Source organism: Pseudomonas sp. zfem002, assembly GCF_032621685.1.
Taxonomy (GTDB): domain Bacteria; phylum Pseudomonadota; class Gammaproteobacteria; order Pseudomonadales; family Pseudomonadaceae; genus Aquipseudomonas; species Aquipseudomonas japonica.
The window spans coordinates 168,080-191,357 of sequence record NZ_JAVYJH010000009.1; the positions used below are offsets into that span (position 1 = coordinate 168,080).

Genomic DNA, 23,278 nt, shown 5'->3' on the forward strand with positions numbered 1-23,278 from the left:
TTTTATCCCCGCGCGAAATGTAGCCGGACCCGAGCCCGCCTCGGCGGTTACAATGGACGCCTTTCCCTGCACCACGGCCCTGTCATGTCCGAAACCACCCGCCTGTCCAAATGCCTTGTCGCCCAGCTCGGCTGTTCCCGCCGCGAGGCCGAACTGTATATCAGCGGAGGCTGGGTCACGGTGGACGGCCAGGTCGTCGATGAACCCCAGTTTCCGGTCGACCGGCAGACCGTCGCCCTGCTCCCTAGCGCCAGGACCGAACCGCTGGACCCCGTCACCCTGCTTCTGCACCAGGAAGCCGGGCAGAGCGCCGAGACCGGTCGCCTCGGCATGAACGCCGGCAACCTCTCGGCAGCCCACGCCGAGGGCCGGCGCGTGCTGCGCGGCCACTTCGCCCGCCTGACCTGCCTGGCCGAACTGCAGGCCGGCGCCAGCGGCCTGCAGGTGTTCAGCCAGGACTGGCGCACCGTGCGCAAGATCAACGCGGACATCCAGAAGCTCGAACAGGAATACGTGGTCGAAGTCCGCGGGGAGATCATCGGTACCGGCCTCGAGCGACTCAACCGCGGCTTCACCTGGAAGGGCCACGAACTGCCGAAGGTCAAGGCCAGTTGGCAGAACGAAACCCGCCTGCGTCTGGTGCTGAAGAATCCTCCGGCGGGGCTGGTCGAGTTGCTGTGTCGCAGCGTCGGCCTCGAAGTGGTCAGCATGCGCCGCATCCGCATCGGCGGTGTCGCCATGAGCAAACTGCCAGCCGGCCAGTGGCGCTACCTGGAAAGCAAAGAAAAATTCTGAGCCGCGCCGCGCTGGCGAGGTTCCCGATCAGGACAATCTTGATGATTCACAACGACGTACTGCGCAGCCTGCGCTACATGCTGGACATTTCCGACACCAAGATGGCGCAGATCACTCGTGCCAACGGCTTCAACGTCAACGACGCGGACATGGCCAGCTACCTGAAGAAAGACGACGATGCAGGCTTCCGCCATTGCCCGGACGAGGTCATGGCGCACTTCCTCGATGGCCTGGTGATCTTCCGCCGCGGCCGCGATGAGAGCCGTCCACCACTGCCGATCGAGCTGCCGGTGAGCAACAACATCATCCTGAAGAAACTACGAGTCGCCTTCGAACTGAAGGAAGACGACCTGCATGCCGTGCTCAAGGCCGCCAACTTCCCGGTGTCCAAGCCGGAGCTGAGCGCCCTGTTCCGCAAGGCCGACCATCACAACTACCGCCCGTGCGGCGACCAGTTGCTGCGCAACTTCCTCAAGGGGCTGACCCTGCGTATCCGGGGCTGAGCCGGACATGGAGCACAGCGTCTCGCCCGTCGGCTTCGTCCGCTCCTGCTTCAAGGAGAAGTTCGCCATCCCGCGGCAGCCACAACTGGCGCCGGCGGCGCGTGGCGTTCTGGAACTGGTCCCGCCGTTCGACACGGGCGAGGCGGTAGCCGGGCTGGAGCAGAGCAGTCATGTCTGGCTGCTGTTCCTGTTCCACCAGGCCCTGGAAGACAAGCCGCGCCTCAAGGTGCGCCCGCCGCGCCTGGGCGGCAATGCCTCGGTAGGGGTGTTCGCCACCCGAGCGACCCACCGGCCGAATGGCATCGGACAGTCCGTCGTGCGCCTGGAGAAGGTCGAACCGGGGCGCCTGCTGCTGTCGGGCATCGATCTGCTGGACGGAACGCCGGTGCTGGATATCAAGCCCTACGTGCCGTATGCCGACAGCGTCAGCGAGGCCAGCAACCAGATGGCCAGTGCGCCGCCTGAGCCGATCGCCGTGGAGTGGGGCGAAAGCGCCCTGCCCCAGGCCCATGAGCATGCACTGCGCCTGGGCGAGCCGCTGGTGGAGCTGATCGAGCAGTGCCTGGCCCAGGACCCGCGCCCGGCGTATCAGGTGCCGCCGCCGGAGCGGGTGTATGGGGTGAAGTTCTGGGATGTGCAGGTACGCTGGCACTACCCGACACCGGAGCGGATCCGCGTGCTGGAAGTGGTGGCTGAGTCACTGTAGGAGCTGGCTTGCCTGCGAAAGGACCGTGCAGCGGTCCCGGAATCGCATGAGCAGCACCATTTTGGGGACCGCTTTGCGGTCCTTTCGCAGGCAAGCCAGCTCCTACAGCGTCCGCGCTAGAACAACTTTTTGAATCTCAGGCATAAAAAAACGCAGACCAAGGTCTGCGTTTTTTGTGCTTCGCCGAAACTTACTTCTCGACGAAAGCCCGCTCGATCAGGTAGTCACCCGGCTCACGCATGCGTGCCGAGATCTTCAGGCCGAAGCTGTCCAGCACTTCGCTGGTTTCGTCCAGCATGCTCGGGCTGCCGCAGATCATCGCGCGGTCGTCCTGCGGGTTGATCGGTGGCAGGCCGATGTCGCTGAACAGCTTGCCGCTGCGCATCAGGTCGGTCAGACGGCCCTGGTTCTCGAACGGCTCGCGGGTCACGGTCGGGTAGTAGATCAGTTTGTCACGCAGCGCTTCGCCGAAGAACTCGTTCTGCGGCAGGTGCTCGGTGATGAATTCGCGGTAGGCGACTTCGTTCACGTAGCGAACACCGTGGACCAGGATCACTTTCTCGAAACGCTCATAGGTTTCCGGATCCTGGATGACGCTCATGAACGGTGCCAGGCCGGTACCGGTGCTGAGCAGGTACAGGTGCTTGCCCGGGTTCAGGTCGTCGAGGACCAGGGTGCCGGTAGGCTTCTTGCTGATGATGATCTCGTCGCCTTCCTTCAGGTGCTGCAGCTGGGAGGTCAGCGGACCGTCCGGCACCTTGATGCTGAAGAACTCCAGATGCTCTTCCCAGTTCGGGCTGGCGATGGAGTAAGCACGCATGAGCGGGCGGCCGTTGGGCTGTTGCAGGCCGATCATCACGAACTGACCGTTCTCGAAGCGCAGGCCCGGATCGCGGGTGCACTTGAAGCTGAACAGGGTGTCGTTCCAGTGATGCACACTGAGGACACGTTCGTGGTTCATGTTGCTCATGTAAGGAGGCTCCTGAGAAAAACGCAGCGCTAACCGAGAGCGCGATTGCGCGGTAGTTTAATGCGGAGGACAATATCTGTTAAATGAATTATCAAGATATGTGTTATCGGTTATATAGATATGCGATTTACACTGCGTCAACTTCAAGTCTTCGTCGCCGTCGCCCAGCACCAGAGCGTGTCGCGCGCTGCCAGCGTGCTGGCCTTGTCGCAATCGGCGGCAAGCACCTCCATCACCGAGCTGGAACGGCAATCCAGCTGCCAACTGTTCGACCGCGCCGGCAAGCGCCTGAGCCTCAATGCCCTGGGCCATCAGTTGCTGCCCCAGGCGGTGGCCCTGCTCGACCAGGCCAAGGAAATCGAGGACCTGCTCAACGGCAAGTCCGGCTTTGGCTCACTGGCGGTGGGCGCCACGCTGACCATCGGCAATTACCTGGCGACCCTGCTGATCGGCAGCTTCATGCAGGTCCACCCGGAAAGCCAGGTCAAGCTGCACGTGCAGAACACTGCGCATATCGTGCAACAAGTCGCTCACTACGAAATTGACCTGGGTCTAATCGAGGGCGACTGCAATCACCCGGACCTGGAAGTGCAGCCCTGGGTCGCCGATGAACTGGTGGTGTTCTGCGCGCCGCAACATCGGCTGGCCCAGCGCGGCCAGGCCAGTCTGGAGGAACTGACCCGCGAGGCGTGGATTCTGCGCGAAGAAGGCTCCGGGACCCGCCTGACCTTCGACCAGGCGATGCGTCATCATCGTTCGGTGCTGAATATCCGTCTGGAACTGGAGCACACCGAAGCGATCAAGCGCGCGGTGGAGTCCGGCCTCGGTATCGGCTGCATTTCCCGCCTGGCGCTGCGCGATGCCTTTCGGCGCGGCAGCCTGGTGCCGGTGGAGACGCCGGAGCTGGATCTGGCGAGGCAGTTCTTCTTCATCTGGCACAAGCAGAAATACCAGACCTCGGCCATGCGCGAATTCCTCGAACTGTGTCGGACCTTCACCGCTGGCGTGCAGCGCAGCGATGAAATCGTCCTGCCGAGCATCGCTTAAAGCAGGATCACGCCCCAGACCAGTGCCACCATGGTCAGCGCCACGAACTGCGCGGCGCTGCCCATGTCCTTGGCGTTCTTCGACAGCGGGTGGCGATCCAGGGAGATACGGTCGATCGCCGCCTCCACCGCGGAGTTCAGCAGTTCGACGATCAGGCCCAGCAGGCAGACCGCGATCAGGACCGCCCGCTCGGCGCGGCTGACGTCCAGCCAGAACGCCAGCGGGACCAGGATCACGTTGAGCAGGACCAACTGGCGAAACGCCGCTTCGCCGTTGAATGCCGCGCGCAGGCCATCAAGGGAATAACCCGCGGCATTGAAAACACGTTTGAAACCGGTCTGACCTTTGAAAGGTGACATAGCTAGCAGCCACTTCGACTCTGGAAAGCGGTGCAGACTAGTGCACCGCGGGTAAAAAAACCGTGAAGGCCAATGGCCTTATCCGGCGCCAACCGATTCGAGCTGTTGCAGGAGCAGCGCGGCCTGGGTCCGGGTACGCACCCCGAGTTTGCGGAAGATCGCCGTGACGTGGGCCTTGATGGTCGCCTCGGAGACGTTCAGCTCATAGGCGATCTGCTTGTTCAGCAGGCCTTCGCAGACCATGGTCAGCACGCGGAACTGTTGCGGCGTGAGGCTGGCCAGGCCTTCGCTGGCAGCCTTGGCTTCAGCGGAGACATCGACCTTCTCGAACGCCTGTGGCGGCCACCAGACGTCACCGTCGAGCACCTTGCGCACGGCGTCCTGGATCGATTCCAGCGGACTCGACTTGGGAATGAAGCCACTGGCCCCGAACTCCCGCGACTTGACGACGACAGACGCCTCTTCCTGGGCCGATACCATCACCACCGGGATCTGCGGGTACTGTCCACGCAGCAGCACGAGGCCGGAGAAGCCATAGGCGCCCGGCATGTTCAGATCGAGCAGCACCAGGTCCCAATCGGATTTTTCAGTGAGGCGGGTCTCCAGTTCGGCGATGCTGGCGGCTTCCACCAGACGCACGTCGGCGCCCAGCCCCAGGGTCACGGCCTGGCGCAGGGCGCTGCGGAAAAGCGGGTGGTCATCGGCAATCAGGATTTCGTATGTGGCCATCGATCTAATGATCCTGTTCTGTGCAGGTACCGGAAGCGGCCGGGACCTGGCGGAGCAACTCAAGGCGCCGGCGGCAGTGCCGGACGCCAAAAAGGCACAGCGGGGCCAGTAAATACCGCATTCAAGCCCTCGACGTGCCCGAATCGGCGCCAAGGATGCCGAGGCGGAACCGGGTGGTCAAGTTCGGTCCCGGCCCGTTCCGGCGCCGACGTCATCATTATGAAGCAAAGTGCAAGGCTTGCCCCTTGGACTATAGGAAGGGCTTGAGGCGCTGATGGACGGCATCGTCGACATCCAGCGGCAACTGGAACTTGGCGCCCAGGTAATGCGCGCTGAAGACATCCAGGTAGGCATCCAGTGCCTGCGCGGCGCGTTGATCGCCGGCCAGCTCGAGACACATGGCCGCCACCTCCGCAGTGCAGAAGTGATCGTCGCGCTTTGAGCGGCGCAGGCGATAGCGCGAGATCTGTTCCGGCTGCAGACTCAACACCGGAAAGCGATCCAGGTACGGACTCTTGCGAAACATCTTGCGTGCTTCGGTCCAGGTCGCATCGAGCAGAATGAACAACGGACGCTTGCCCGCTGCCGGCCTGACCTCGGTCACCACCCGCGAAGGCTCCACGAACTCGCCGGGAAACACGATGTAGGGCTGCCACTGCGCTTGCTCGAGCAGCGCCAGCAATGCCGGATCCACCACCGTGCGCTGCCAGCCGAAGGCGCTGATGTCGTCGATCAGATCGGCGATCAGCCAGCCGGTATTGGTCGGTTTGAGCGGCTCGGTGTCGTGCATCAGCAGGCACATGGCCGATTCGGCACTGACCCTCGGACGCCAGGCGCACAGGCAATAGTCGAAGATCACCCGGCAATCCGGGCAACGTGGAGCCCGGGAGCCGCGCGCGACGAAGGGTTTGACGCTGCGGGCCAGGCGCTCGGCGCGCAGGCGCGATACGGCGTGACTCATGACGGATTACGGCGAGAAAGAGGGAAAAGAAGCACAGCACAGGCTCGGCGGGCAGAAGGCGCGGGAGTTTACGGCACATCGCTTTGCCGTGCAGGGAAATCTCCTGCTCCACTATAATCCCCGGCTTGTAATGGTTGCGACTGACCGCGCCACGTGACGGAACACGGCGCGCGGATGCAGGTCAAAGCGCCAGTCATCGAATCTGGAGAAATGAATGCTGCGTTTCATCGCCCCCACCCTTGGCCTGCTGCTGGCCCTGCCTGTTGCCACCAATGCCGCGTCCAAGCAGGAATACGAACTGACCCAGATGCTGGAAAAGGTCGCCAGGGAAAGCAGTGCCGGTACTCCACGCGCCATCAACGAAGACATTCTCGACCAGGGCTACACGGTTCACGGACCACAGTTGATCAACCACCTGAGCGTGCGCGCCAGCCACGCGGAGCAGATGCGCTCCAACCCGGAGAAAGTCCGCGACCAGCTGGGTGCCAGCGTCTGCAGCAACAACGGCTATCGCCAACTGATGGCACGCGGCGCGGTGCTGACCTACCAGTTCACCGAATACAAGACCAACCGCCCCGTGGCCGTTCAGAACTTCAACGCCCAGAGCTGCGGTATCAACGGCAAGAAGAAAAAGTGAGTCGACCGACTTACATCAATTGACTGCTTTCGCGCCGTTGCTCCTCATCGGCGCGCAACTCGGCGACCAGCGCCTGCAGATAGCGCGAACGTCTCTCGCCGCCCTCGAGCCGACGCAGGCATTCCTCTTCAATACTCAGGTTGTTGGCCCGAGCCGCATTTTGCAGAAGTCGGAACAGCTGGCTATCGACCTCAAGACTGACACGTTGCATGAGCAACCTCCCTGTACCGGTATCGCTACTACTCAGTTAACCAGACCGTCATCACTATTGGATCCGATCTGACGAGCGGCGTGCCAGAGCGTCCGAAAGCGAATAAAACGATCGATTGTCATGACGTTGTGCGCACATGTGCAACGAAGCGCAAATACACGGCAGGGTCTAGATTGATTACAAAGACCTTTCATTTTCCGGACAGAACTAAGGAGGCTGTCCGCGACCATTGCGTGTGATACGAATACATCCCGAAAAGCACAATACAAGGGATCCAGATCATCACTGCGACGAGACCTTCATCAGGTCTACTGCAACGTCCGGGGCTATCCTCCCGGGCCTGCGCAGCCAGCGACTCAAGCAGGGTCGCGGCCAGGTCTGCGATCCTGACCTGGTCTGAGGTTTTGCTGCAGAAAGGAGATGTCTTTAATGCCTTACCTACCCAATGAGCTACTCGCCAGCCATTTCAAGAACCAGGGTATCGACCTCGAACACATCGACCGGCAACTTGGCCTGGTCGCCGCCAACAGCCCCAACCTTCCGCTCTACCGGGACATGATGCTCACCGTCCTGCGCATGGCCCATGACGACAGCAACCGCTGGAATGCCAAGATCACCCTGCAGGCCCTACGCGAGCTCGATCACGCCTTTCGCGTGATGGAACAGTACAGAGGTCGACGCAAGGTCACCGTGTTCGGCTCGGCACGAACGCCGGTCGAACATCCGATGTATGCCCTCGCCCGCGAACTCGGCGCCACCCTCGCCCGCTCCGGGCTGATGGTGATCACCGGTGCCGGCGGCGGCATCATGGCCGCCGCCCATGAGGGTGCCGGCGTCGACAACAGCCTGGGTTTCAACATCACCCTGCCCTTCGAGCAGCACGCCAACGCCACGGTCGATGGCACCGACAAACTGTTGCCGTTCCACTTCTTCTTCATTCGCAAGCTGTTCTTCGTCAAGGAAGCCGACGCCCTGGTGCTCTGCCCGGGTGGCTTCGGCACCCTGGACGAAGCCCTGGAGGTCCTGACCCTGATCCAGACCGGCAAGAGCCCGCTGGTCCCGGTGGTGCTTCTGGACGCACCGGGCGGCAGCTTCTGGCAGGACGCATTGAACTTCATCACCCGGCAACTGGAAGAAAACCGCTACATCCTGCCCAGCGACATGAAGCTGCTGCGCCTGGTACACAGCGCCGATGAGGCCGTTGCGGAGATCAACCAGTTCTACGGCAACTACCACTCCAGCCGCTGGCTGAAAAACCAGTTCGTGATTCGTATGCAACACCCGTTGAGCGATGCGGCGTTGCTCGACATGCAGGATGTCTTCGCAGATCTGCGCCTGAGCGGCCACTTCGTCCAGCATGCCTATTCCGGCGAAGACCAGGACGATGTCCAGTTCAGCCATCTGCATCGACTGGTGTTTGCCTTCAATGGCCGTGATCAGGGCCGCCTGCGGGAGCTGGTGGACTTCATCAACCTGGTGGAGAACTGGACAACGACCCAGCCCTCCCCGCAAGTACCCCAACGCACACGGGAGCCGCTCAAGGTCACCTGAGCGCGATCAGTCGTCCAGGCATCGGCCGCTCAACAAGCGGCCGACCTTGTCCATCGAATAACCGCGGTAGACCAGGAAACGGGTTTGCTTGGCACGCTCGCGAGGATCGCCAGGCAATTGCCCGGCGAACTTGCGTCGCCAGACATCCGCCAGTTGCTCCTGCCAGTCGATATCGGCTTCACGCAGGGCCTGTTCCACCTCACCGCGGGGCAAGCCACGCTGGGTCAGTTCCTCGCGGATACGCGCAGGGCCATACCCCGAACGCGCGCGGGAGCTGATGTAGCTTTCCAGGTAACGGGCTTCGCTCAGCAGCCCCTCGTCCGCCAGGCGGTCGAGTTCGTGCTCGATCATTTCAGGAGAGGCGCCGCGCTGACGCAACTTGCGCGTCAGCTCGGCACGACCGTGCTCGCGGCGTGCGAGCAGGTCCATGGCTGTCCGCCTTACGGCGACGGGGGTGTCGAGTATGACGGACATGGTGGGATCAGAAGTCGGCGTCAGCGTCGGCCAGGTCTTCAGCGGACTCGTTGGCCGCAGCAGCTTTGCCAGCCGCGTCGACTGCGCCCGCGGTCAGCAGTTTCTCTCGAATCTGCTTCTCCAGGGTCTCGGCGATTTCCGGGTTCTCGGCGAGGAACTTGGCCGAGTTGGCCTTGCCCTGACCGATCTTGCTGCCTTGGTAGCTGTACCAGGCGCCGGATTTTTCCAGCAGGCCGTGCAGCACGCCCAGGTCGATGATCTCGCCGTTGCGATAGATACCCTTGCCGTAGAGGATCTGGAACTCGGCCTGACGGAACGGAGGCGCGACCTTGTTCTTGACGATCTTGACGCGGGTTTCGCTGCCGACCACTTCGTCGCCTTCCTTCACCGCGCCGGTACGACGGATATCCAGACGAACCGAAGCGTAGAACTTCAGGGCGTTACCACCGGTGGTGGTTTCCGGGCTGCCGAACATCACGCCGATCTTCATGCGGATCTGGTTGATGAAGATGACCAGGCAATTGGCGTTCTTGATGTTGCCGGTGATCTTGCGCAGGGCCTGGGACATCAGGCGGGCCTGCAGGCCCACGTGCATGTCGCCCATTTCGCCTTCGATCTCGGCCTTCGGTACCAGCGCCGCCACGGAGTCGACGATGATCACGTCGACAGCGTTGGAGCGGACCAGCATGTCGGTGATTTCCAGGGCCTGCTCACCGGTATCCGGCTGCGAGACCAGCAGGTCGTCGACGTTCACGCCCAGCTTGCCGGCGTACTCGGGATCCAGCGCGTGCTCGGCGTCGACGAAGGCGCAGGTGGCGCCCATTTTCTGTGCCTGGGCGATCACCGACAGGGTCAGGGTGGTTTTACCGGACGACTCCGGACCATAGATCTCGACGATACGGCCCTTTGGCAGGCCGCCGATGCCGAGGGCGATGTCCAGGCCCAGCGAGCCGGTGGAGATGGCCGGGATAGCCTGGCGCTCATGGTCGCCCATGCGCATGACCGCGCCTTTACCGAATTGACGTTCGATCTGACCCAGGGCCGCAGCCAAGGCACGCTTCTTGTTGTCGTCCATTGAAGTCCTCACGTAATCGATAGGGCCTGACGGCCAGAAACAACTGTATAAGTACCCAGTATTATTCCACAGGGAATTGCTTCCGCCTACCCCCGATTCGTGAATTACTCCGCACCAAGCTGTAACAAGCCCTCTAGCGCGGCGATCACCGTTTGTCGGCGCACGCTCTCGCGGTCGCCCTCGAAGTGCCGGCACTCGCTGCTGACCCGGACGCCGTCGCCCCAGGCCAGCCAGACGGTGCCCACCGGCTTGGCCGGCGAACCGCCATCGGGCCCGGCGACGCCGCTCACCGCCACGGCGAAACGCGCTCCGCTGGCGCGCTGAGCGCCGCGCACCATGGCCTCGACCACGTCCTGGCTGACCGCGCCGACCTGGCCGAACAACCCTTCCGGCACCTGCAACTGGCGGGTCTTCTGCGCGTTGGAATAGGTCACGTAGCCGGCCTCGAACCAGGCCGAGCTGCCGGGGATGCGGGTGATGGCCTCGGCGATGCCGCCGCCGGTGCAGGACTCGGCAGTGGTCACTTGGGCATTGAAACGACGCAGATGTTCCCCCAGCCGGGCGGAAAGTGCAGTGATCGGGTCCATGGCAGGCTCCTTGGAAAAACTGCCGCCTACCCTACACCACTCAGAAGCGCAGTGCGCGGACATAGGCCTGGCAGGCGCGCAGGGCGATCAGTCCCTGGTCGCCGTCGTTGACGATGGCGACAATTCGTCGAGCATGCGCCGGGTCAAGTCGGGCTCGCGGGGGGTCATGAACCACGCCGCCGCCGGCGCTGGCGGCAGGCACGACGGGAATGGAGGCGTCACTGGCGAGGAGGACTGACAGCCGCAGGTCAGCAGTAGCCAGCCGGTCACGCAGACGAGCTTGAGCCTGTTGAGCATCGATGAGCTCCTGGTAATGGGTTTGATCGACGCTGTGCAGACGTTGCTCCAGCGCCAGGCGACGCTGGCGTTCGTCCTGCAACTGCGCCGTGGTCGCCTGCGCCAGCAACTGGCGCTCGCGGGCATGGGCTTGCTCACGCTGCGCTGCCTGCTGGCCATGACGCCACTCCTGGACCTGCCAGGTCAGCGCGCAGGCCGCCAGGATCAGCAGCGCCAGGGCGACGATCCGTGCGCCGCTCAACACAGCACCTCGCGCGCCCGGGCCCAGAGTCTCAGGCGATCCTCGAGGCCGTTCAGGCCGCCGTTGATGTGCCGGGTGATGCGGTTGAACTCACCGCGATCGGCCAGTTGGTTGAGCCCCCGCGAATGCCAGAACCAGGCCGCCGATTCGGTGGCCCACTGCGGCTCTTCGAGCATCTGCGGGCGCTCCAGCAGGCGCTCGTCCTCGAACAGCGCCATGCTGCAGGCGCGGTAGTTGTTGCGCCCGGTGATCTGGATCAGGCCACGGCCGCAATAGCGCTGGCCATCACCGTCGGCTTCCGGGGTATTGCCCAGGCGCACGGCGAGGTTGCCGGTGTCGTAGCGCGCCAGGTACTGCGCGGAACCCAGCTCCTTCACATAGCGCAACTGCCCCGATTCGTGACCGATCTGGGCGAGGAAGGCCGCCACGCGCCGCGGCGTGTCGATCGACCAGTGGGCCATGGCGGCATTCAGCGGCATAACGAAAACGCCCGCGGTAGCGCGGGCGTCGGGATAGATGCGAAACAATTCGGCTTCTGTCAGATTCATTTCCGGCCCTCGCTCTGCTCGGCCTTGAGCGGTTTGGTTTGCTTGGCTTTGCGCGTCTTCGCCGTGGACTTGCCCTGGTTGGTGCCATTGCACTGCACGGTGGTGTCCCAGCCGCTGTTGGTGAAGGTCTGGGTGACGCTCTCGATGAGGTAGTCGCCATCGAGACCATCCTTGAAGCCCTGCACGCGCAACATGCGCTCGGCGAACAGGTCGGTGCGCCCGGCCATTTCCAGGTGCACCGTGGCGGTGCTGCGCTTGAACGCCTCCAGGCGTGCCGTGGCGGCCTGCTCGGCGGCGGACTTGTTGGGGTAGATATGGCGGTCGGTGAACACTGCGCTGACATCGTCGGGCTTGTTCTGGTTCTCCTTCTCGACCGTTTTCTGCTGCCCCGTCGCCGGGTCTTGATGGCGGGTCTGCACCGCCTTGACGGTGGCCCGGTCCTGCAGATGAAACTTCCAGCGCCGGACATCGCTGATGGCCACACTGACCACCCCCAGGTCCTTGCCACTGGCGCTCTTGCCGCCCTGGCGCGGCAGCACCAGCAGCGCGCCATCGCCGATCTTGGCGGTACAACCGTACTGCTGGGCGATGCGGGTCAGGAAGTTGAAATCCGATTCGTCGCGCTGATCGACCCGCGCAATCACCGTGGTCACCGGACACTGCGGCTGCCAGCCATTGCGCGCGGCGATATCGCGGACGATCCGTTGCAGCGGCACGTTCTCCCAGCTGCCGCTGCGGATGGTCTTGCCGGTACCGCGCATGTCCGCGGCCTTGCCGCGAATCTCCAGGGTCGAGGCCGGCCCGGAGATATCGATCTGGTCGACCGTGTAGCGTCCCAGGCGCGTCAGCTCCTGCCCGGCGTAACCGAGGTAGACCTCCAGTTGCGCACCGCGTTTTGGCAAGGCCAGGGCACTGTCGCGATCGTCGAGCTTGAGTTCGAAATCATCGGACTCCATGCCGGTCTTGTCGGTCGTGCGCAACAGCAGCAGGCGGTCGTTGATCAGCGCGGTGATGTCCTTGCTGTCGGCGACGATACGAAACACAGGTTGCATGTTCAGGCTCCAGAAAAGACAGGCCCCGCACAAGGCGGGGCCTGTTGCTGCGAATGGCTCAGTCCCACAGCAGGACCGTGGGGTCGGTGACCGCGGACAATGCCGGCAGCCTGATCAGCACTCCCGCGCGAAACGGCTGGACCTCGTCGGCCAGCCCCTGGTTGGCATCCAGCACCGTCTCGACACTGCCACGCAGATGCCCGTAGTAGTGCTGGCAGAGGGTATCGAGCAGATCTCCTTCAGACGTTCTGCATGTCGTCGCCATAGCTCACGAACTCCAGTGTGAAAGCTTGCTTTTGCGGAACGCCACCCGCCATCAGGGGTTCCTGGGTCTCGCTGACACTGACCAGACACCAGTTGCCGAGGATCTCCCCGTAACCGGTGGTCAGGCTCAGCGGTTGCAGTTGCTGGCCGATGCTGCGCAGGCGCTGCAACTGACCCAGCCCGCCCTTGAAGGAAGGGAAGATCGCGCCCTCCAGGGTGATCTTGTCCTCGCCCATGGCGACGGCCTGCTGCGCCTTGCTGCGCGACAGGCGCTCCTGGCCGGCCCAAGTGAATGCCTTGGTGCGCTTGAACTGGTTGAACGCCGCGGTATCGAGGTTGAAGTAGAAGGCTTCCGCCCCGGTTCGCAGGGGTTGCATGATCAGCAGGTGGGGGAAGGGTTTGATCGCCTCCTCCGCCGGCGTGACCTGCGGGGCGAAGGCGCCGGTCGGCAGGATCGCGCCCAGGGATGGACTGATCTTGCCGGCCACCCGGTTGATCGCGGTCGCGGCCTTGGCCGCCTGTTCCGAGAACGATTCCAGGCGGCGTTCGACCTCGCCGACCACACTGACCGCCTGGTTGTAGCGCGCGGCCACCATCCCCACCGTCGACTGCGCCACCTCGATGGCGCGCATCGTGCGCTGCAGTTTCTTGCCGATGGCTTCGCCCACGAAGGGCAGGTTTTCCAGCTCGGTGGCGGCACCGGTGACATCGCTGACGGCGCCATTCAAGGGCCCCAGCATGTCATCGGCACTGCGCCGCCCGGCCTCACCCGCCGCGACCAGCGAACGCAGGCCGGATTGCAGTTGTTCCATGTAGGCCATGGGATCTCCTTATGCGACGTAGGTGGCGGCCGGGCTGTCCCACATCTGGTTGCCGCGGTTCGCCTGGGCGGCCAGATCGGTGAACATCCGCTGGATCGCAGGCGCCAGCTGACTGACCAGTTCGTCGGGATTGGTGATGTTGCCCTGGACGGTGATGGGGATGCTGGGCGAGATCGTGAAGTATTGCGGTGCAGGAGGAACGGCCACGGCGGGCTGGACATCCCTGCTCGGCGGCATGAACACATTGCTCGCGGCAGAAGCGGTGAGTGGCGCAGGCACAGGCTGAACGTACTCGCCTGGCAGCATGCCCGCCACCGATACAATCTGTTGATTCAGGCTGTTTCCGACAACGGGTGTCGTGGCAACCGGAGCGGCAGCCGCTGGCGAAGACGAGACTGAAGACAAACGCTCCGGCGGCTTGTCACTGCTTCCAAAGAGAAACCTCCCCAGCTGTCCACCAAGATCCTCACCCGCCATGCCGCCGAGAGAGGATCCCAGCATTCCGCCTATCGCCGCTCCCACTCCGGGAATCGGAATCAGGACCGAACCAATCGCTGCGCCAACCACGCCTCCCACTACTGAACCGCCAAGATTTCCTGCAGCGGCGCCATAACCTTCGGCTTTTTCCTCGACGGTGCCAGCACGCTGGAAAGTGTCCAGCGCAGTCATGCCGGCATCGAGATACCGGGCACCTGGGATGAATCTGGTGAAGGACGTCAGTTTGGTAACCATTCCGGCGGCGCGACTCCATGCGCCTGCGGTAGAGCCAAGACTCAACGAAGGTCCTCCGCCGCCCGCAAAGCTGGAAGAGAACGGTGATGAAAATCCTCCATGCACAGTCGAATTTCCCGAAGCGCCGGAAACCCGATTCGAACTCACCGAATCGCGGGGTGCGTTTCGAGTGCTGCCTTCCTCCGGCAGTTGTCCTGCGCGATTCCGAGCAGCGTCCTGATGTCGTTCAACTCTCGTCCGCCGACGGTTCCTGCGTTTTTCGGTCGGCCCATCATTTCGGCCTTGAGGGCCTTTGTTGGGCCAGTTGAGCACGACGACCCTGGTCGGCTTGAGGGCTCGTCCCTGCTGATCCACAGCAGAACCCTGACTTTCCTTGCGATTCACCGCCACGGTACCCGTTTCACGTGTACTGGATGGCGGCGCGCCATGCCCTTCCCGTTCAGCCCCACGCTGAACGGATTGGCCTGTCTTCTGAGGACGGGGTTCTGGCCAACTCACCACGGAGACATCTATGGGCTCGCGACCACTTCCTTTGGCAAGCGGCTTGCCAGGCGGTTCCTTGCCACCGTCCGGCGCGAAGTTCTTCGGCCAGTTGACGACGAATACCTTCGACTCGAGATTCGCCCCTGACGGCCCGGTTGCTGCTGGACCAGGCTGTTCCTCAACGCCCAGTAGCCTGGAGCCGACACGCTTCAACCACGACGAGCGGCCATTCTGCGTCTCGCTACTCCCTCGGGTGAATACCGCCTTGCCGGCACTCAGCAACTCCTTGCCAGCACGAATCGCCCCGAATGCGGAAACCACAGCGGTGGCCGTAAGCGCGAGCGTTCCCAGCACAGTCACCAGGGGAGAGCCCGCCTTCACCAGGTCGCCAAGCAAATTGGCGGATACGGTCACCCCCCTCATCAGAAGATCAGTAACCGGGCTCAGGGCATCCCCGATATTGATGGAAAGCCTGGAAAAAGCCGCCCCCATCTCGTTGTAGATCTGCGCCGACTCATCCCGGCGAGAGTTCAGATCGCTACTCATGTAGTCGATGCCGGAAATCCTCTCCAGGCTCGGTAAATCACCCTGGGTGATCTGGTGTTCGACATCGCTCGTCACCTGGACGGCGCTACCCAGTTTCGCGCCACGCGCCTGCAGCATCTGCGCCGCAAGCACTACATTGGTTGCCCCGACCTTCTCTTGCGCGGCCATTGCGGCGATCAAGCGCGGCATCATCTGCGAGACATCGCCGATGCCGACACTCCCCGTCTTGGCTTGAGAAATCATCGCGTTGAGCACGCTACCGATCTCGCCATCCTTGACGCCGCCAACGGACATACTTCGGATCAATACAGCCGTGTCCTGCGCACTCACGCCCTGCCCAACGGAGAATTGGGCGGCGATTGGCGCAAAATCCAGCGATTGCTTCAGGTCCAGGCCCGAGTTGAGCAGTTCTCGAATGAGTCCGGCCGCTTCAGCCTTGCCCATTCCAGTGCTGCCGGACAACTCGTCGACCTTCGCGGAAATTTCCTTGCGACGATCACCCCTGTCATCCGGATCGTTCTCGCCCTTGATCGCGATATCAGCGACGATTTCACGATAGGACGCACTCTGCATCACCGTCTGCCCAGCCGCTTGCAGCACCGTATTCGATGCTCCGATCACGGAGGCGCCATGATCGGCCAGCCCGCCACCGTCTGCCGGCAACTTCGCCGACTGCATGGCCTTGCCGAGGTTCTGATACAGCGTGGTCAGCTTGCCGACCGCGACAATCTGGTTGGTCAGATTGCCGTAGATGCTGGTCAGGGCACCCAGCCATTCCCGGCCGCCTTGTGCAGCGCGTTCCTGTGCGGCCTTGTAAGCGATGCCCAGACGAACCACTTCCTGACTGGTGAGTATCAGCACATCACCAATCATCTGTCCTTGCGTAATCAACTGACCGACAGGATTTTCCGCCACCAGGCCGGAACCCAGGGTAAAAGCTGTCGAGCTTCCAGTACTCGTGTTCGTTGCCTGTTCGCCCGCCATGTCATCCTCCTGCGCGCAAACCCGGCTCAATCGGTGAGCCACCAGACCATGTCGGAGTACGACATGGTCATGATCTCGGCGGCAGAGAAGTTCAGCTCCTTGGCGAGCCGCTTCGCTGCCGCTTTCTGACGCGAGGGGTCAAAGCTCGTCGTCTTGCACCAGGCGAAAATATCCGGCCTGCAGACGGCTGTAGTCCTTGAGACTGAGTCCTTCCAGGTCCGTGATACCGACTTCGGCCAGGGAGGCGAACAGATTCAGCTCGCGCTGTTCATCGTCGCCGCCACCGGACTGCGCGGCACGCAGGTCGCGGACGGTCGGGGCGCGCAGCGCCAGGCTGTCGACCTGCACGCCGTTGGCCTCGGTGGGGCGGCTGAGCCTGACCACCACGCGCTCGGTGCTGACGGTCATCCAGGCGGGTACTTTCGTTGCTTGCGTCATACGAGCTTGTTCCTTGTGTCAGAGGCCGAGGGCGGTGCGCTGGGCGATGAGCTGGTCGACGCCGTTGATCACCCGCTTCATGCCCAGCGGATCGATCTCGTACATCAGCCGGCCATCGATCTCCAGCTTGTAGTAGGTCAGGGAGACGGTGTGCTTGACCGAGCTTTCGCTCGGCGTCTTCCACTCGCCCATTTCCACCGCGGTCAGCGCGCCGCGCAGGGTAACGATGACCGGCGTGATCTTGCCTTTCAGGCCTTTGAAGGCACCGCGGAAGACGCCGTTGAACGCCGAGTTGTCGGCCAGGCCGAAGAACTTCAGCGACTCCGGACGCACGCCGGCGGTGGCGAACTCGGCGGTGATCTTTTCCATGCCCTGGTCGATCTCGACCGGGACATCCATGCCGCCGAAGCGCTGCTCGGCAGCTTTCATGGTGAGTTTCGGCAGGGTCAGACTGGAGACGTTGCCCTGGAAGCTGACGCCATCGACGAACAGGTTCAGGTTGGCGAGGGTTTCGGGAATCATTGCCATGTGTTGTTGCTCCTTAAGCGGCCTGGTCGAGGACTTCGGTCAACCACTGGTTGGTGACCTCGACACGGAAGTTGGGGTTTTCAGCGGGGGGTACGTCGGTGAAGCGGATGTTCCAGTAGACCTTGCCCTGCTCCAGCTGGCTGGCGGTGTTGAGCTCGGTGTCGGCGTACACCTCGAAGTTGATGATCGCGCCCTGCGCCTTGAGGTCGCGCATGAAGTTCTCCAGGCCCTCGGTCACGTCCTTGACGTAGGTCGCGGTGATCGAACGGTCGACGGCCCACTTGTGGCCGTAGAGGATCGCGTCCATGACGATGTCCATGGTCCGCACGCGGGTGACGAAAGCCCATTTCGGATCGCTGGACAGCGTGCGGTTGCCCCACAGGCGGAAGCCGTCGTCACGGATGATGGTGGTGATGTTGGCGTTGTTCAGCAGGTTGGCGCGGCAGCTTGCATCGCCGTCGAGGAACTCCACCGCGCGGGTGGTGCCGGTGATGCCGACGAATTCCTTGTTCGACGGGGACGCCCAGAAGCCGTACTCGCTGTCGGTCCAGGCGAACAGGCCGGCGACCCAGGCCGAGGCCGGGGCATCGACGGTGGCGTCGGCGCCGGTGTCCCAGTACTTCACACCCGGGTCGACCATGAACGCACGCTTGGCACCGAAGTTTTCCGCGTAGGCCAGGGCGGCTTCGTCGGTGCTGTTCGGGCCGTCGATGATGGCCAGGCCACGCAGCTTGTCGGCCAGGGCCACCAGGGCGGTGCCGACTGCCTGGGTGGCGCTGTGTTTCGGGGTCACCAGCAGGCGTGGCTGGGCGTTGAAACGGCTCTTGCCGTCGAGCAGGGCCTGCAGGCCGGTGCGCTTGCCGTCGGCTTCGACGCTGCCGATGATCGCCGAGGTCTGCTCGGCGGCGTCGGTCAGCTTGGCCACGCCGCAGGCGACGATGACCGCCCTGGCCCGGGCAAAGACGGCCTGGCAGGCCTTGGTGATCGCGGCTTCGGCACCGAACGCGGCGATGGCTTCACGCTCGCTGGTGATCAGCACCAGGTCGTTGGCCTTGGCCGTGACGGTCGGACCTTCGGTGAAGGTATCGACCAGGCCGATGATGGACGAAGACGGCAGTGCGATGCTGCGGGCGCCGGTGTCGACGTTGGTTACGGTAACGCCGTGGAAGAATCCACTCATGGGTATGTCTCCAGAAATGAGAAGGCCCCGTCAGTGCGGGGCCGTTCAGGGGGGGTTGCGGGAAAGAAAAAGCCCCGGCGGTGCGGGGCTTTCAGTCGAAGTATTCGGCGAGCCATTCAGGCTGCACCGGGCGCTGCTCACTGACGGGAAAGACGCTGGATTGTGGCCAATCACGCAATTGCTGGAGATAAACCAGCAGCTCGCTGAAGCGTTCACTACTCAATGTCGTTTCGATATGCAATTCCAACTGGTCGCGGTGACGCTCACGCAACCAGCGCAGGCGTTCGATCTGACCGTCACGCCAATGTCGCTCAGCGGATTGAATGTCCGCTGCTGCAGGTTGCCACTCTACAAACTCCGTAGAAGGGGCTCCGGCTTCAAGCATGTCGAGGATCTGCGCATACACATGTGGAGTCTCGTTTTCCGTGGCGTGAAACGGGTAGCCATTGAAGTTGACCACGAAACTGCCGTCTGCCTTGCACTGGATGTCCTTGATCGAATCGAACGACTGTCCAGTTGCTTGCAGGTTGGACTCTTGAGTTGCAGATGCGGCCATTACTGGACCCTCCAAGCAAAACCGTGGAAATGGCCAGTCAAGGCCGTGCCGCCTGCGGCGATGCCGGCCTGCGCCCCCGTGGCCCCCCCGGTAGGGTTATAAAACGTGATGTGGAAGACCCAGGTACCGCCCGCGGGCAAGACCGTACTGTCGCCCAAGTTGATCCACGTTCCGGCCATAGGCTTGAGGAACGTTCCTTCCGTGTGGCAAGCGTAGCCATTGGAGAGCACCTGACCGGCGTCCAGCGAGGCATACTGGGCGGCATGATTGCGCAGGTACAGTGTGTTGGAACCACCTTTGTGGGAGAGCAGTACAGCACTGTTGTTAGTGGTCAGTGTCGCGCTGATCCAGGCGGTGTCAGAAGCGGGGTTATGAAGGACCAGCCCTGCCTGCGTGTTGGTTTGATTGGAGTCATGGATAGTCAGCCTACCGTTGAGCTCTCCACCCGCCAGGTCGAGCTTGTTCGCGACGAGGTTGCTCACCTCGGCTTTGGTGTAGGCGTTCTGGATGCCATATCCATCGAGAGTGGTGGCCCTGGGCGCTTTGCCTGCGAGGCTGTTCTGCACAGTAGCAGCAAAGTTTCCATCCCCACCTAGAGCCAGCGCGAGCTTCTGAAGGGTATCGAAACCCGAACCGACACCGCCACGCAACGCTGTTATTGCATTGTTCACCGTGACGTTGGTCTGCGCCTGAGTGTATGCATCGACAATGCCGTAACCCGCTAGGGTCGACGCTTTGTCTGCCTTGCCTGTCAACTCAGTATCGCCAGAAAGCAGCATGTTTTTGCCGTTCCACGCTGGTCGGCCACTGGCATTCATCCCCAATGCCCCAGAGGTGATACCGCCCCAATGGAACATGATACGCGGCGCATAAGCGAAACTGGTGTTGGATGTCCCGACCAGTTGCGCTTCACGAATTTCCAATGCACCACCGACGCCACTGCCTTCATCACCGCCCATAGTGGCGGAGTACAACGCCGGGCGTTGATTGCTCGGTGGACCGACCCGAAGCGCATCGGTGATGCCATATCCACCCAACGTAGTGGACTTGGCTGCCTTACCCGCCAGGGCACTGGTCATTGTGGCGGCGAAGTTCGGGTCATTGCCCAGCGCTGCGGCCAGTTCGTTGAGAGTATCGAGGGCCGCTGGCGATGAACCGACCAGACCCGCGATGGCATCCATGACGAACTTGGTATTTGCCACCTGGTCGGTGGACGTACCGCTTGCCACGCTGGGGACTCGTGGTATGCCGGTGAAAACGGGGCTTGCCAGATTCGCTTTCAGCGCCGGATTGAAGTTCCCGTCATGCCAGAACGCTCGCCATTCTCCGGGAGTACCATCGCCCAGGACATACCTCGCGCCATACCAATCCGATGTGATGCATCCGACGAGGTCGATGGCATACTGACCCGTCGGATACTTGATGTGCATGCCGACACCATATGGAATGGCTGGCGGCTTATCCAATGCGAGGTTTGCAACGCTGATGAACTGCGTGGAGTCCAGGTCGGTGATTTTCCCTCGCACGAAGCCAGGCGAGGTCATTAACCCGCCTGTTCCCTTCGGCATCGCGTCGGTGATGCCATACCCGGCCAGGGTAGTAGGATTGAATCCCTGCTGAACGATCCCCCTCTCATTGACTTTTACCTGCGTATAGGTGCCAGCAGTCTTGTTGGGCGGCAGGACATTCAGGATCGAATTGTCGACATAGTCCCGTGTCGCCAGCACCACCGCCGGATCGATCTTCAACTGCACATTGGCACTGCTGGTCACCACCAGGTTGAGACGCACCACCTGGGTCTTGCCGGTACCTTGCGCCAGCAGCGGCTTGTAGCTCGGTGCACAGTTGGCCACCGCGACAAGATCGCCGGCTGTGTCGTACAGGCCGATCTCCCGGATCCACCACCCACCGACATCCGGAGGAATCACCTGCTCGGCAATGATGATGCTGGAGTCCTTGGGATCGACCGTAAGCTGGTTCAACGGCGCCCGACGGCGTTCATTGATCAACCGGGTCTGGGTGCGCGAAGGCACCGGATCAGTATTGTTGGCGTCGCCCACACCCATCTGGGCGAAGGTCCAGGGCACGCCCAAGGCGTTCGCGTTGGCCTGCTTGGCCTCCCCCACCGCGGTGAGGATCGCGAAGAACTGGCTGTTCTGGTCAGTCATGAGTAAACGTCCAGGGTTTCGATTTGATGGTCATGGCCTCTGCGGCCAAGGTTGCCGCGCACCTCGATGTCACGTGAGGCGGGCGGATAGATGTCGATTTCGTCGCCTTCGCTCAGGCCCAGGCCGACACGCAGGTAGCCCTTGGTGTCGAGGGTGATGGCGAGGCCGATCATGTGCCGGCTGACCGGTCGGGCATCGTCGATCAGCGCGGTGAGCTCTTCATAGGTCTCCTCGCTGATGCCCGACTCGGACACGCCGATCTTCAGGGCGAAGGTGCCCGGCACGCCTGGCGGCACGGTGTTGAACCATTCGGCGACTTCGATCAGGTAGCCGAACGGCTCGACCACCCGGCGCAACGCGCCAAGGGTGCCCTTGCGCGCATGGACCTGGAACGAGCCACGGATCACCGCGCGCTTGACCGCATCCGGCCAGCTCTCGTCCCAGCGGTCCACCGACCAGGCCAGCGCCAGCTGGTGCAACAGGTGCGACGGACAGGTGTCGGGGTTGTACAGGGTGCGCAGCGGAATCTGCGGAACATCCGCCGAGGCGGCCTCCACAGCCCGTTCCAGCAAGGTGCTGTTCAGTGGCAGGAGGCTGGTCATGTCAGCCTCCCAGGGTCACGTCGAAGCCGTCGCACCAGGCGGCCTGGCCCTTGCTCGGACGGATGTCCTGCCAGTCGCGCAGCTCGACCCGGGTGACCCCGCTGATATGCAATTGCGCGTCGATACCCGAGCGCGCCACTTCCACACCGAGACGACGACGCGGGTTGATCCAGGCCTGCAAGCGGCGCCGACATTCCGTCAGGGTCGCTTCGGTTTCCGGACCGTTGCCCGTCATGTGCAGCACCGCGTCGATGCGATACGGCAGGATCTCGGCGCTGCGCACGCTCAGGCGATCGGCCACCGGTCGCACCTCGTCGTCGTTCAGGTAGGCCGCGACCTGCGCCAGCAGTTCGGCACTGGCCACGCCCCTGCCGTCGACGCCCAGCACCGTGACATCCACCACCGCCGGCGACGGACTTTCCGCCGTCGCATCGGCGACCTGGCCGGAGGCATTGCGGGCATGCAGGATGTAGCTGTTGCGCGGCCCCGCCGTGGTCAGTCCTTCGTAGACCAGCTCGATGCGCTCGCGCAGGGCATCGTCTTCTTCAAGAACCTGTTCGACAGCAGGCACGGCGTTCGGGTCGGCGGCACGCACCAGCAGACGTCGCAATTGCACGTTGGCCGCCAGTTGGTCCAGGTCGCTGCCCTTGGCGTAGGCCAGCAACAGCGCCTTGGCGGCGTCGTTGACCCGCGCGCGGTTGAGCAGCGTGCGGTAGGCGCCGACTTCCAGCAGCTTGGTTACCGGATCGCTTTCCAGTTGCGCGGTCCAGCTTTCGCCCATGTGCGACTTGAAGGTCGCCAGGTCGGCCTGGAAGATCTCCTCGAAATCCAGATCCTCCAGCACCTGCGGCGCGGGCAGCGCCGAGAGGTCCACAATGCTCATGCCGTCACCTCCAGGATCTGGCTGTCGCCCAGGTACTGCCCGGTGAGTTGCAGGCTGATCTGCCCGTCCACCACCGCCAGCACCCGGACCCGTTGCAGTTTCAGGCGCGGTTCCCAGCGCACCAGGGCCCGCGCCACTTCGGCCTGTACTGCGCTCTTCCAACCTTCGTTGACCGGCAGGTCGACGAAACGGCGCAGCTTGCTGCCGTAATCCGGACGCATGCGCCGGCTGCCCAGCGGGGTACTCAGGATGTCCTCGATGGACTGGCGCAGGTGGGCGATGCCGGACAGTGGCTGGCCGCTGTGGCGATCCATTCCGATCATCGCGTCACTCCTGTGTCTTGATGTCCG

At 62.8% G+C, this 23,278-nt stretch carries 28 protein-coding genes; 6 read left to right on the forward strand and 22 right to left on the reverse strand.

Features of this window, described 5'->3' with window-relative positions; genetic code table 11:
* Nucleotides 1-84 precede the first annotated feature (84 nt).
* From RTI28_RS12910 to tsaA, 3 genes are read left to right on the forward strand one after another with little or no spacing between them, the layout of a single operon-like run.
* A complete protein-coding gene (locus RTI28_RS12910; RefSeq protein ID WP_316920804.1) occupies nucleotides 85-795 on the forward strand; it encodes an rRNA pseudouridine synthase in 711 nt (236 codons plus the stop codon).
* Between the two features lie 41 nt (nucleotides 796-836).
* A complete protein-coding gene (locus RTI28_RS12915) occupies nucleotides 837-1,298 on the forward strand; it encodes a DUF1456 family protein (RefSeq protein ID WP_316920805.1) in 462 nt (153 codons plus the stop codon).
* Nucleotides 1,299-1,305: 7 nt separating this feature from the next.
* Nucleotides 1,306-2,004: a tRNA (N6-threonylcarbamoyladenosine(37)-N6)-methyltransferase TrmO gene (gene tsaA / locus RTI28_RS12920; RefSeq protein WP_316920806.1), complete on the forward strand. Its 699-nt coding sequence runs from the start codon at nucleotides 1,306-1,308 to the stop codon at nucleotides 2,002-2,004.
* Between the two features lie 190 nt (nucleotides 2,005-2,194).
* On the opposite strand, the gene fpr is transcribed toward tsaA, so the two are convergent.
* Entirely contained in the window at nucleotides 2,195-2,974 is a 780-nt protein-coding gene (gene fpr / locus RTI28_RS12925) for a ferredoxin-NADP reductase (protein WP_003222277.1), read from the reverse strand.
* A gap of 120 nt (nucleotides 2,975-3,094) precedes the next feature.
* Here fpr and RTI28_RS12930 point away from each other — a divergent pair, with 120 nt between their 5' ends.
* A complete protein-coding gene (locus tag RTI28_RS12930) occupies nucleotides 3,095-4,021 on the forward strand; it encodes a LysR family transcriptional regulator (protein ID WP_316920807.1) in 927 nt (308 codons plus the stop codon).
* On the opposite strand, the gene RTI28_RS12935 is transcribed toward RTI28_RS12930, so the two are convergent.
* From RTI28_RS12935 to RTI28_RS12945, 3 genes are all read right to left on the reverse strand, one after another.
* A complete protein-coding gene (locus RTI28_RS12935) occupies nucleotides 4,018-4,380 on the reverse strand; it encodes a diacylglycerol kinase (RefSeq protein ID WP_316920808.1) in 363 nt (120 codons plus the stop codon). The genes RTI28_RS12930 and RTI28_RS12935 overlap by 4 nt on opposite strands.
* A gap of 78 nt (nucleotides 4,381-4,458) precedes the next feature.
* Nucleotides 4,459-5,109 carry a response regulator transcription factor ErdR gene (gene erdR / locus RTI28_RS12940; RefSeq protein WP_316920809.1) on the reverse strand — a complete coding sequence of 217 codons (651 nt, stop codon included), beginning with the start codon at nucleotides 5,107-5,109 and terminating at the stop codon, nucleotides 4,459-4,461.
* Nucleotides 5,110-5,359: 250 nt separating this feature from the next.
* Entirely contained in the window at nucleotides 5,360-6,070 is a 711-nt protein-coding gene (locus tag RTI28_RS12945; protein WP_316920810.1) for a tRNA-uridine aminocarboxypropyltransferase, read from the reverse strand.
* Nucleotides 6,071-6,284: 214 nt separating this feature from the next.
* On the opposite strand from RTI28_RS12945, the gene RTI28_RS12950 reads away from it, so the two are divergent.
* Complete coding sequence (locus RTI28_RS12950) at nucleotides 6,285-6,707, forward strand: quorum-sensing-regulated virulence factor family protein (protein ID WP_316920811.1); 423 nt, start codon at nucleotides 6,285-6,287, stop codon at nucleotides 6,705-6,707.
* Between the two features lie 10 nt (nucleotides 6,708-6,717).
* On the opposite strand, the gene RTI28_RS12955 is transcribed toward RTI28_RS12950, so the two are convergent.
* Nucleotides 6,718-6,918 carry a hypothetical protein gene (locus RTI28_RS12955; RefSeq protein ID WP_316920812.1) on the reverse strand — a complete coding sequence of 67 codons (201 nt, stop codon included), beginning with the start codon at nucleotides 6,916-6,918 and terminating at the stop codon, nucleotides 6,718-6,720.
* 429 nt (nucleotides 6,919-7,347) lie between these two features.
* On the opposite strand from RTI28_RS12955, the gene RTI28_RS12960 reads away from it, so the two are divergent.
* Complete coding sequence (locus RTI28_RS12960; protein ID WP_316920813.1) at nucleotides 7,348-8,469, forward strand: TIGR00730 family Rossman fold protein; 1,122 nt, start codon at nucleotides 7,348-7,350, stop codon at nucleotides 8,467-8,469.
* Between the two features lie 6 nt (nucleotides 8,470-8,475).
* On the opposite strand, the gene recX is transcribed toward RTI28_RS12960, so the two are convergent.
* The 17 genes from recX to RTI28_RS13045 form a co-directional block, all read right to left on the reverse strand.
* Nucleotides 8,476-8,943, reverse strand: coding sequence for a recombination regulator RecX (recX, locus tag RTI28_RS12965; protein ID WP_316920814.1), 468 nt, complete (start codon nucleotides 8,941-8,943; stop codon nucleotides 8,476-8,478).
* A gap of 7 nt (nucleotides 8,944-8,950) precedes the next feature.
* Nucleotides 8,951-10,018 (reverse strand): recombinase RecA, encoded by a 1,068-nt coding sequence (gene recA, locus RTI28_RS12970; protein WP_316920815.1) that lies wholly within the window; start codon nucleotides 10,016-10,018, stop codon nucleotides 8,951-8,953.
* A 104-nt stretch (nucleotides 10,019-10,122) separates the two neighbouring features.
* Nucleotides 10,123-10,605 (reverse strand): nicotinamide-nucleotide amidohydrolase family protein, encoded by a 483-nt coding sequence (locus RTI28_RS12975; RefSeq protein WP_316920816.1) that lies wholly within the window; start codon nucleotides 10,603-10,605, stop codon nucleotides 10,123-10,125.
* 40 nt (nucleotides 10,606-10,645) lie between these two features.
* A complete protein-coding gene (locus RTI28_RS12980) occupies nucleotides 10,646-11,143 on the reverse strand; it encodes a lysis system i-spanin subunit Rz (RefSeq protein WP_316920817.1) in 498 nt (165 codons plus the stop codon).
* A complete protein-coding gene (locus RTI28_RS12985; protein ID WP_316920818.1) occupies nucleotides 11,140-11,691 on the reverse strand; it encodes a glycoside hydrolase family 19 protein in 552 nt (183 codons plus the stop codon). Before RTI28_RS12985 ends, RTI28_RS12980 begins: the two co-directional genes overlap by 4 nt.
* Complete coding sequence (locus RTI28_RS12990; protein WP_316920819.1) at nucleotides 11,688-12,743, reverse strand: phage late control D family protein; 1,056 nt, start codon at nucleotides 12,741-12,743, stop codon at nucleotides 11,688-11,690. The genes RTI28_RS12985 and RTI28_RS12990 overlap by 4 nt, the downstream gene beginning before the upstream one ends.
* 58 nt (nucleotides 12,744-12,801) lie before the next feature.
* Nucleotides 12,802-13,008, reverse strand: a complete 207-nt coding sequence (locus tag RTI28_RS12995; protein ID WP_316920820.1) for a tail protein X — start codon at nucleotides 13,006-13,008, stop codon at nucleotides 12,802-12,804.
* Entirely contained in the window at nucleotides 12,983-13,828 is an 846-nt protein-coding gene (locus RTI28_RS13000) for a phage tail protein (RefSeq protein ID WP_316920821.1), read from the reverse strand. Before RTI28_RS13000 ends, RTI28_RS12995 begins: the two co-directional genes overlap by 26 nt.
* 9 nt (nucleotides 13,829-13,837) lie before the next feature.
* The gene (locus RTI28_RS13005) at nucleotides 13,838-16,573 is read right to left on the reverse strand and encodes a phage tail tape measure protein (RefSeq protein ID WP_316920822.1); all 2,736 of its coding nucleotides are present in this window, start codon (nucleotides 16,571-16,573) and stop codon (nucleotides 13,838-13,840) included.
* Between the two features lie 138 nt (nucleotides 16,574-16,711).
* On the reverse strand, nucleotides 16,712-17,011 hold the full coding sequence (locus RTI28_RS13010; protein WP_316920823.1) for a phage tail assembly protein: 300 nt from the start codon (nucleotides 17,009-17,011) through the stop codon (nucleotides 16,712-16,714).
* 18 nt (nucleotides 17,012-17,029) lie between these two features.
* On the reverse strand, nucleotides 17,030-17,539 hold the full coding sequence (locus tag RTI28_RS13015; RefSeq protein ID WP_316920824.1) for a phage major tail tube protein: 510 nt from the start codon (nucleotides 17,537-17,539) through the stop codon (nucleotides 17,030-17,032).
* 13 nt (nucleotides 17,540-17,552) lie between these two features.
* Complete coding sequence (locus tag RTI28_RS13020; RefSeq protein ID WP_316920825.1) at nucleotides 17,553-18,719, reverse strand: phage tail sheath family protein; 1,167 nt, start codon at nucleotides 18,717-18,719, stop codon at nucleotides 17,553-17,555.
* A 91-nt stretch (nucleotides 18,720-18,810) separates the two neighbouring features.
* Nucleotides 18,811-19,275, reverse strand: coding sequence for a phage tail assembly chaperone (locus RTI28_RS13025; RefSeq protein WP_316920826.1), 465 nt, complete (start codon nucleotides 19,273-19,275; stop codon nucleotides 18,811-18,813).
* The gene (locus tag RTI28_RS13030; RefSeq protein ID WP_316920827.1) at nucleotides 19,275-21,443 is read right to left on the reverse strand and encodes a phage tail protein; all 2,169 of its coding nucleotides are present in this window, start codon (nucleotides 21,441-21,443) and stop codon (nucleotides 19,275-19,277) included. Before RTI28_RS13030 ends, RTI28_RS13025 begins: the two co-directional genes overlap by 1 nt.
* Nucleotides 21,440-22,045 carry a phage tail protein I gene (locus tag RTI28_RS13035; protein WP_316920828.1) on the reverse strand — a complete coding sequence of 202 codons (606 nt, stop codon included), beginning with the start codon at nucleotides 22,043-22,045 and terminating at the stop codon, nucleotides 21,440-21,442. Before RTI28_RS13035 ends, RTI28_RS13030 begins: the two co-directional genes overlap by 4 nt.
* A 1-nt stretch (nucleotide 22,046) precedes the next feature.
* Entirely contained in the window at nucleotides 22,047-22,928 is an 882-nt protein-coding gene (locus RTI28_RS13040; RefSeq protein ID WP_316920829.1) for a baseplate J/gp47 family protein, read from the reverse strand.
* Nucleotides 22,925-23,251 carry a GPW/gp25 family protein gene (locus RTI28_RS13045; RefSeq protein WP_316920830.1) on the reverse strand — a complete coding sequence of 109 codons (327 nt, stop codon included), beginning with the start codon at nucleotides 23,249-23,251 and terminating at the stop codon, nucleotides 22,925-22,927. Before RTI28_RS13045 ends, RTI28_RS13040 begins: the two co-directional genes overlap by 4 nt.
* Nucleotides 23,252-23,278 lie beyond the last annotated feature (27 nt).

What these genes read in the sequence shown, in the direction of transcription:
- RTI28_RS13025 (WP_316920826.1), bottom strand. Translation starts at nt 19,275, where the DNA reads ATGGCCGCATCTGCAACTCAAGAGTCCAACCTGCAAGCAACTGGACAG.
- RTI28_RS13010 (WP_316920823.1), bottom strand. Translation starts at nt 17,011, where the DNA reads ATGACGCAAGCAACGAAAGTACCCGCCTGGATGACCGTCAGCACCGAG.
- RTI28_RS12950 (WP_316920811.1), top strand. Translation starts at nt 6,285, where the DNA reads ATGCTGCGTTTCATCGCCCCCACCCTTGGCCTGCTGCTGGCCCTGCCT.
- tsaA (WP_316920806.1), top strand. Translation starts at nt 1,306, where the DNA reads ATGGAGCACAGCGTCTCGCCCGTCGGCTTCGTCCGCTCCTGCTTCAAG.
- RTI28_RS12955 (WP_316920812.1), bottom strand. Translation starts at nt 6,918, where the DNA reads ATGCAACGTGTCAGTCTTGAGGTCGATAGCCAGCTGTTCCGACTTCTG.
- RTI28_RS13020 (WP_316920825.1), bottom strand. Translation starts at nt 18,719, where the DNA reads ATGAGTGGATTCTTCCACGGCGTTACCGTAACCAACGTCGACACCGGC.
- RTI28_RS13030 (WP_316920827.1), bottom strand. Translation starts at nt 21,443, where the DNA reads ATGACTGACCAGAACAGCCAGTTCTTCGCGATCCTCACCGCGGTGGGG.
- RTI28_RS12930 (WP_316920807.1), top strand. Translation starts at nt 3,095, where the DNA reads ATGCGATTTACACTGCGTCAACTTCAAGTCTTCGTCGCCGTCGCCCAG.
- RTI28_RS13035 (WP_316920828.1), bottom strand. Translation starts at nt 22,045, where the DNA reads ATGACCAGCCTCCTGCCACTGAACAGCACCTTGCTGGAACGGGCTGTG.
- RTI28_RS12975 (WP_316920816.1), bottom strand. Translation starts at nt 10,605, where the DNA reads ATGGACCCGATCACTGCACTTTCCGCCCGGCTGGGGGAACATCTGCGT.
- RTI28_RS12985 (WP_316920818.1), bottom strand. Translation starts at nt 11,691, where the DNA reads ATGAATCTGACAGAAGCCGAATTGTTTCGCATCTATCCCGACGCCCGC.
- RTI28_RS12945 (WP_316920810.1), bottom strand. Translation starts at nt 6,070, where the DNA reads ATGAGTCACGCCGTATCGCGCCTGCGCGCCGAGCGCCTGGCCCGCAGC.
- RTI28_RS12995 (WP_316920820.1), bottom strand. Translation starts at nt 13,008, where the DNA reads ATGGCGACGACATGCAGAACGTCTGAAGGAGATCTGCTCGATACCCTC.
- RTI28_RS12935 (WP_316920808.1), bottom strand. Translation starts at nt 4,380, where the DNA reads ATGTCACCTTTCAAAGGTCAGACCGGTTTCAAACGTGTTTTCAATGCC.
- RTI28_RS12910 (WP_316920804.1), top strand. Translation starts at nt 85, where the DNA reads ATGTCCGAAACCACCCGCCTGTCCAAATGCCTTGTCGCCCAGCTCGGC.
- fpr (WP_003222277.1), bottom strand. Translation starts at nt 2,974, where the DNA reads ATGAGCAACATGAACCACGAACGTGTCCTCAGTGTGCATCACTGGAAC.
- erdR (WP_316920809.1), bottom strand. Translation starts at nt 5,109, where the DNA reads ATGGCCACATACGAAATCCTGATTGCCGATGACCACCCGCTTTTCCGC.
- recX (WP_316920814.1), bottom strand. Translation starts at nt 8,943, where the DNA reads ATGTCCGTCATACTCGACACCCCCGTCGCCGTAAGGCGGACAGCCATG.
- RTI28_RS13005 (WP_316920822.1), bottom strand. Translation starts at nt 16,573, where the DNA reads ATGGCGGGCGAACAGGCAACGAACACGAGTACTGGAAGCTCGACAGCT.
- RTI28_RS13000 (WP_316920821.1), bottom strand. Translation starts at nt 13,828, where the DNA reads ATGGCCTACATGGAACAACTGCAATCCGGCCTGCGTTCGCTGGTCGCG.
- RTI28_RS12990 (WP_316920819.1), bottom strand. Translation starts at nt 12,743, where the DNA reads ATGCAACCTGTGTTTCGTATCGTCGCCGACAGCAAGGACATCACCGCG.
- RTI28_RS12960 (WP_316920813.1), top strand. Translation starts at nt 7,348, where the DNA reads ATGCCTTACCTACCCAATGAGCTACTCGCCAGCCATTTCAAGAACCAG.
- RTI28_RS13045 (WP_316920830.1), bottom strand. Translation starts at nt 23,251, where the DNA reads ATGATCGGAATGGATCGCCACAGCGGCCAGCCACTGTCCGGCATCGCC.
- RTI28_RS13015 (WP_316920824.1), bottom strand. Translation starts at nt 17,539, where the DNA reads ATGGCAATGATTCCCGAAACCCTCGCCAACCTGAACCTGTTCGTCGAT.
- RTI28_RS12915 (WP_316920805.1), top strand. Translation starts at nt 837, where the DNA reads ATGATTCACAACGACGTACTGCGCAGCCTGCGCTACATGCTGGACATT.
- RTI28_RS13040 (WP_316920829.1), bottom strand. Translation starts at nt 22,928, where the DNA reads ATGAGCATTGTGGACCTCTCGGCGCTGCCCGCGCCGCAGGTGCTGGAG.
- recA (WP_316920815.1), bottom strand. Translation starts at nt 10,018, where the DNA reads ATGGACGACAACAAGAAGCGTGCCTTGGCTGCGGCCCTGGGTCAGATC.